Source organism: bacterium (Candidatus Blackallbacteria) CG13_big_fil_rev_8_21_14_2_50_49_14 (assembly GCA_002783405.1).
Taxonomy (GTDB): Bacteria; Cyanobacteriota; Sericytochromatia; order UBA7694; family UBA7694.
The window spans coordinates 1-5,816 of record PFGG01000049.1; the positions used below are offsets into that span (position 1 = coordinate 1).

Here is a 5,816-nt window from a genome sequence, read left to right on the forward strand (position 1 = left end):
ATTTTTGCTTTTTCAAGCAAGCCCTCAATGTCCATCTAACACGCCAAAACGCAACTTATCCTGTTTCCGTATAACTCCACAAATCGGAGAATTATACTTCTGAATGGACGTTTCATCTGTAAATCTTCTTCCGTATAACTCCACCCCAGGAAGAATTATCCATCCCAGTATCTTGCCCCTGAAGAATTATTCGCTTTCTGTATAACTCCACATTTCGGAGAATTATTCAGTTCTCGAATAACACCATTATATTTTCTATCCCTTATGATATCTGCAATTATATTTTCAATCAAGCATGAGATAAATAAGACAATATTATGTCAATCGTCAAAAAATAAGGCCATATCACAATGATTTGTTATATTGTAAAAATTTTGTAATAATTAGAATAAAAAATTCACCCACTTCTATCTGGTGGGTGAATCAAAAGAAAATACTTGAGTGGGAAAAAGCCTTTATCGGCCCGTCTACCAAACCATGCCCGTCAGCTCCTCAGCTTTCTGCCAGAGTTTTTTCGCCATTTCTTTGTCTTGGGCCTGGGGGGCAAGCTTGGCCAAACGGGGATAACCCCATACCTCGGCCAAACCATCGGGGCCAATATATTCACCCCCAGACAGTTTCTCTACCGCCGCATAAAGCGTAGGCAAAGCGCCTTGGGCCGTGGGCATGGCAAACCATTTGCTCAAAACCTCCATGGCACTTTCATGGCGCATCAGCTCGGTTTGGGTCCAACCTGGATGCGAAGCCAGCGAAAGCACCTGGCTGCCTTTTGCCTTAAGGCGGCGATCCAGCTCCAAAGCAAACATCAGACAGGCCAGTTTGCTTTGGGCATATTCACGCATGCGTTGATAGGGCTTTTCGCCTTTGAAACTTTCAAGGTCAATCCGGCCCCGGCGATGGGCCATGCTGCTGAGTTGAATCGCACGCGCGCCGGGTGTCTTTTCAAGCAGGGGCATCAGCAAGCCTGTTAAAAGATAATGCCCTAAAAAATTCACGCCAATTTGCAGCTCAAAACCTTCTTGGGTTTTAGATTCGGGCGGAAACATCACCCCGGCATTGTTAATCAACCAATCCAAACGGGGGTACTGGGCCTGAATTTCAGAGGCAAACTGACGCACCGATTCAAGGCTTGCCAAATCCAATAAATGCAAAGCCAAACTGCCCTTGGCTTTGGGGTCGCGAAGCAGGGCCATGGCGGCCTCCCCCCGTTCGCGGCTGCGACAGGCCAGAATCACTTCGGCCCCCTTTTGATACAGCCCCCGCGCAGTTTCAAGGCCAATGCCAGCATTGGCCCCCGTGACCAAGGCTGTTTTACCACTGAGATCAGGTAGATGCGTTAAAGTCCAGGGCATGGTCTATTCCTTTGTTGAATTTGAACTGGCCAGACGTTCAGCGGCGCTGACTGCGTCAGGTGAGCGGTCCATGGCTTGAAAACGCAGCATCCAGCCGGGGTATTCGGGTTCAAGCTGACTAAGCGCCTGCAGAGCGGCCAGTTCATCGGCGCTCAGACTGATCTCACTCACCACCAGATTCTGCAGCAATTGTTCCTGGGTACGGGCACCAATAATAATCGTGCTGATTCCCGGCTGATGCAAAACCCAGCTCAAGGCGATTTGCGCAACCGAAACCGAATGGCCCTCGGCAATTTCACGCATTTTATCGATAATCGTCCAGGCTTTTTCTTTGTCGATCGGTGGGAAATCAAAGCTGGAGCGGCGGCTGCCCTCAGGCCCCTTTTCTTCACGGGCAAATTTGCCACTTAAAAAGCCACCCGCCAGGGGGCTCCATACCATAATCCCCATCTGCTGATCCTGTGCCATGGGAATCACCTCACGCTCCAGATCGCGTCCGGCAATTGAATAATAGGCCTGAATGCTTTCAAAACGGTGAAGCTGCCTTTGCGCGGCCAAACCCTGGGCTTTCATGATCTGCCAGGCGGCATGGTTTGAAATTCCCAAATAGCGCACCTTGCCCGAATGCACGGCATCATTCAGGGCCGAAAGCGTTTCTTCCATGGGGGTGAGCGGGTCAAACCCATGAATCTGATAGAGGTCGATATAGTCCAAGCCCAAACGCTTCAGGCTTTGATCCAATTGAGACAGAATATGTTTGCGGCTCAGCCCCACCTGATTGGGGCCTGGGCCCATCCGGCCACGCACCTTGGTGGCTATCACCAATTCTTCACGGTCCAGGCCACTGTCACGCAGTGCCTGACCAAAAAGCGTTTCGGATTCACCAAACGAATAGATATTGGCGGTATCGTAAAAATTTACACCCGCCTCAAAAGAAGTTTTCAGCTGCTCGGTAACAGCCGCTTGGCCCAGAGCCCCCATCGCAGTCCAAAAACCCTGGCCACCAAAATTCATGGTTCCCAAACAAATCTCAGAGACATAAAGCCCTGTTTTTCCCAGCAGACGATATTTCACGGTTTTATATTCCCCTCTATAAATGAATATTCATTTTTAAATGTAAGGCCGCTTGACGCTTTAGAAAAATGGCGCTTGAGGCCTGATTAGGGCTTCCCTTTTTGATAGGCAGCCTGCACCTGATTCAGTTCGGCCTGAACCTTTTCGGCTTGAGCCGCTACCCCTTGCAGACTCTTTTCAAGGCCTTGGGCCCGATCCAAATCGAGGGTTCCACGGGTTTCTAAACTCAAATCATAAAGGGATTGATTGAGGCTTTTGAGTTGCCCCAGAGGCCGCTCTGGTTGAAAGCTTTTCAGGGTATTGATTTGCCCATGCAGGGCTTCAGCTTTGCTGGCATAGGAATGGTCAATGCCTTTGCCCACCAGCGCGCCCAGAGCGGCACTGCCGCCAGCCCCGGCACCCGCACCGATCAGCGCTGATTTTAAATTGCCCCCGCCTAGAAAATAGCCTGCGGTGGCCCCAGCAACCACCCCTACGCCAGTGCCGACCAGAGCATAGGGGCCGGTACGGCCTGTTACTTTTTTCTCCATTTCAAGCGCCTGGCCGGAAAGGCTCTCAAGGGTTTGATCGGTTTGGGCCTGCTGGTTTTTCAGAGTTTCAGCTTGGGCAAAGGCCTGAGCAATTTTCTGATCCGCAGCTTGCAAAGCCTGGGCAGGATGGGGCAGGTTGCGGGTTTGTGCTTCTATCTGATTGAGCTGAGACTTGAGCCCCGAATAGGCCACCTGCAAACCACTATTAACCGATTCCAAACCACTTACGCCCAGTAAATAGCCTGTCACAGCCACCCCCGTACCCCAGGCGGTTGAACTGTTCAGCGCAGAAAGCGCACTGCTGTGAATGGCCCGTGAACGCGAATCGGTTCCCTGGGCGGTCATATCTGCGACTGTCCGCAAACTGGTACGCATGCTGCTGACTGCCGAAAGATAGGAGAGATTGCTCATTTCCAAATAGCGGCGGCGGTCGGCCTGTTGCTCGGCATAGCTGCGTTTGTCGTCGATCAATAAACTGGCAACGGCATCGACCACATCTGCCGCCCGTGGAGCCACCACATGCGGGGCAGAGAGTGTACGCGCCACACTCTGATGTACATTCTGCAGGGTTTCCTTGCCCACAATCTGCAAGCCCTGGGCAGAAGCGGGTTGCAAACTGCCCTGGCGAATTTCAACGGCGTCCTGGCCCAAAGCCGTTTGAACTTCGCTGGCGCTGAGTTCGCCGTCACGATTGCTGTCGAGTTTTGCTTTCAGTTCAGGGCTGACCTGAAGTTCCTCTAAACGCTGATTTTGATTGCTGTCGAAAGACTTTAAAAGCAATTGCTGATTGGAAGCTGAAATTGAAGGCATACAAAATTCCTCTACGCATCATGATGATCTTATTATGCGTTCAGAAGCCCAAAAGCATGCCCCAGGAGATAAACAAGGATTTAAGCAAAGATTAAAACTTGTCTAAAAGTACAGAATCCCAACCTGGTGTCACACCCCGATAAACGGCTGTTTTTTGAGGAAAAACGCCCGTAGCCCAGGAAAACATCAGCTCACTCAACTCCTGATCCATTTTGCCCTCGATATAAGGGCTGTGGGTAAATTCCGCAGGTTCCAGCACCTGGGCCTGCGGGGGTAAATTCTGCTTAAAAAAGGGCAACATTCCCGGAAAAATACGGTCCTTTTGCCCCCAGATCAAAAGGGTGGGCATGCTCAGCTTTTGCAAAGTCTGAGGTTGCAGGGTACTCTCAGGCGTGAGCTTTTGCATCAAGACCTGCACACGTGGGTCGCTGAAGCGGGCTTTAATCAAATCAGCAACCAGTCCAGGATTTGCCAATTGCTTATTAAACAACAGGGGCAAAAGACTTTCTGGCTTTTCGGTGCTGTCGTGAGCAAAGATCTGCCGCAAACGGTCATACTGAGGAGCCTCTGCACGTGCTCCGGCAGGTGAAACAACAATCAGGCCCGCCAGTTCTTCTGGGCGGTGCTCAGCATAGAGCAAGGCTTGCCAGCCACCCAGCGAATTGCCAAAAAGCACCACGGGTTCTTCCTGGGCCAAAATCTGATCCATGCCCTGATTAAACGTTTTGCGAATCTCTGCCAAACTCAGTTTCTCTACCGGAATATCTGTCTGGCCATGGGCCGGTAAATCAACTGAAATCACCTTGCGAGCGTATTGGCGGGCATGCATCATTACGGGGTACATATCCGTAGCCTGACACCCAATCCCATGAAAAAACACCATCGGCGGCAAATCGCCCTGGCCTTCAGCTTCGAGGTAATGCACCTGCCCATGTTCAGTCTTCACAAAATGACTGTTATAGCCATCAACGCCCGTCAGAAATAGGCTCAACTGAACAAAGACCCAATAGAGAAAAAGATGCATAGCCCACGACCTCTCCTATGATTTTTCTTCCAGCACCCGCCAGTGCTCGCCCTGAATCTCAAGGGCCTGAACCGGGCCCCCATAGAGCCGCGACATGCCCACGTCAATCCGCCAGACCTGTCCATTGCAGGCACTGCTCACGCGCGGCTGAACCGAGTGCCCCACCACCATGCGTTCGGCCCCCAATTTGGTCAGGGTTTGGCTCAAACGCGCACAATCAGGTTCTAAGCTGGGGTCAGAATAAACCCGGCTCCAGATCGGGCTGCTATCACTGCTCAGCAGTTCGGGCAAAGTAGCCGTTTGGCCACGGAGCCAGTCTTGATACTCAAGATTGAGCTTCTCCAGCCCATAGTCCACATGCTCAGGATGCAGCCCCCCATGCACAAAGACAATCTTTCCCAATTGCAGAACAGCCGGTCTTTGGGCCAATTTCAGGGCATACACCCCACCTGGCAGAAAGGCCGCAGCACGGCCCTGCACAAACAAAGGAGCGTTCTTAAGCAAAGCCTGGGTCGCGGGGGGAACAGGCAGTTTCAAAGCGGCAAAGCTTTCAAAGCCCTTGGGGGTCACAAAGCGAAAATCCCCTTGGGCATTCATAATTTCATGGTTGCCATTGAGAATATGCAATTTGCCGCCAGCCGCTTCAGCCTCGGGGCCCAGTTTTTCAAGAAAATTCAGCAGTTCAAGTTCCTGATCGCCCCTGTCGAGTTGATCGCCCGTTTGAACCACTTCCGTACGGCCCCCTGTCCAATGATCCTGGGCATCGATCACCCCTGCCAGACGCAAGGCCCGGCGTGTTGCGTCGAGATCCCCATGGATATCTCCCAGGGCCACAATCCGTTTTTCAAGTGCAAGGGCAGCATCCTTTCCGCCACAGGCAGAAAGCAGAGCAAGAGTAGAAAAAAGCCCCAGAAGGGTTGAGCATAAAGATTTAAATTTCATCAGGTCTTGCGCAGGAGACTCCGGCATTCATGCCGGAGAGGCAGAGCGCATCCGGTGTAAGCCGGACGTGTCTTTCCCACACTC

The 5,816-nt window shown here is 51.7% G+C and carries 5 protein-coding genes; all 5 read right to left on the reverse strand.

Annotated elements, in window-relative coordinates:
• Positions 1-467 precede the first annotated feature (467 nt).
• Positions 468-1,352 (reverse strand): short-chain dehydrogenase, encoded by an 885-nt coding sequence (locus tag COW20_11840; GenBank protein PIW47666.1) that lies wholly within the window; start codon positions 1,350-1,352, stop codon positions 468-470.
• Between the two features lie 3 nt (positions 1,353-1,355).
• A complete protein-coding gene (locus COW20_11845) occupies positions 1,356-2,426 on the reverse strand; it encodes an aldo/keto reductase (protein PIW47667.1) in 1,071 nt (356 codons plus the stop codon).
• A gap of 86 nt (positions 2,427-2,512) precedes the next feature.
• Positions 2,513-3,766, reverse strand: a complete 1,254-nt coding sequence (locus tag COW20_11850; GenBank protein ID PIW47668.1) for a hypothetical protein — start codon at positions 3,764-3,766, stop codon at positions 2,513-2,515.
• 91 nt (positions 3,767-3,857) lie between these two features.
• Positions 3,858-4,790 (reverse strand): hypothetical protein, encoded by a 933-nt coding sequence (locus COW20_11855; protein ID PIW47669.1) that lies wholly within the window; start codon positions 4,788-4,790, stop codon positions 3,858-3,860.
• Between the two features lie 15 nt (positions 4,791-4,805).
• On the reverse strand, positions 4,806-5,759 hold the full coding sequence (locus tag COW20_11860; protein PIW47670.1) for a calcineurin: 954 nt from the start codon (positions 5,757-5,759) through the stop codon (positions 4,806-4,808).
• Positions 5,760-5,816 lie beyond the last annotated feature (57 nt).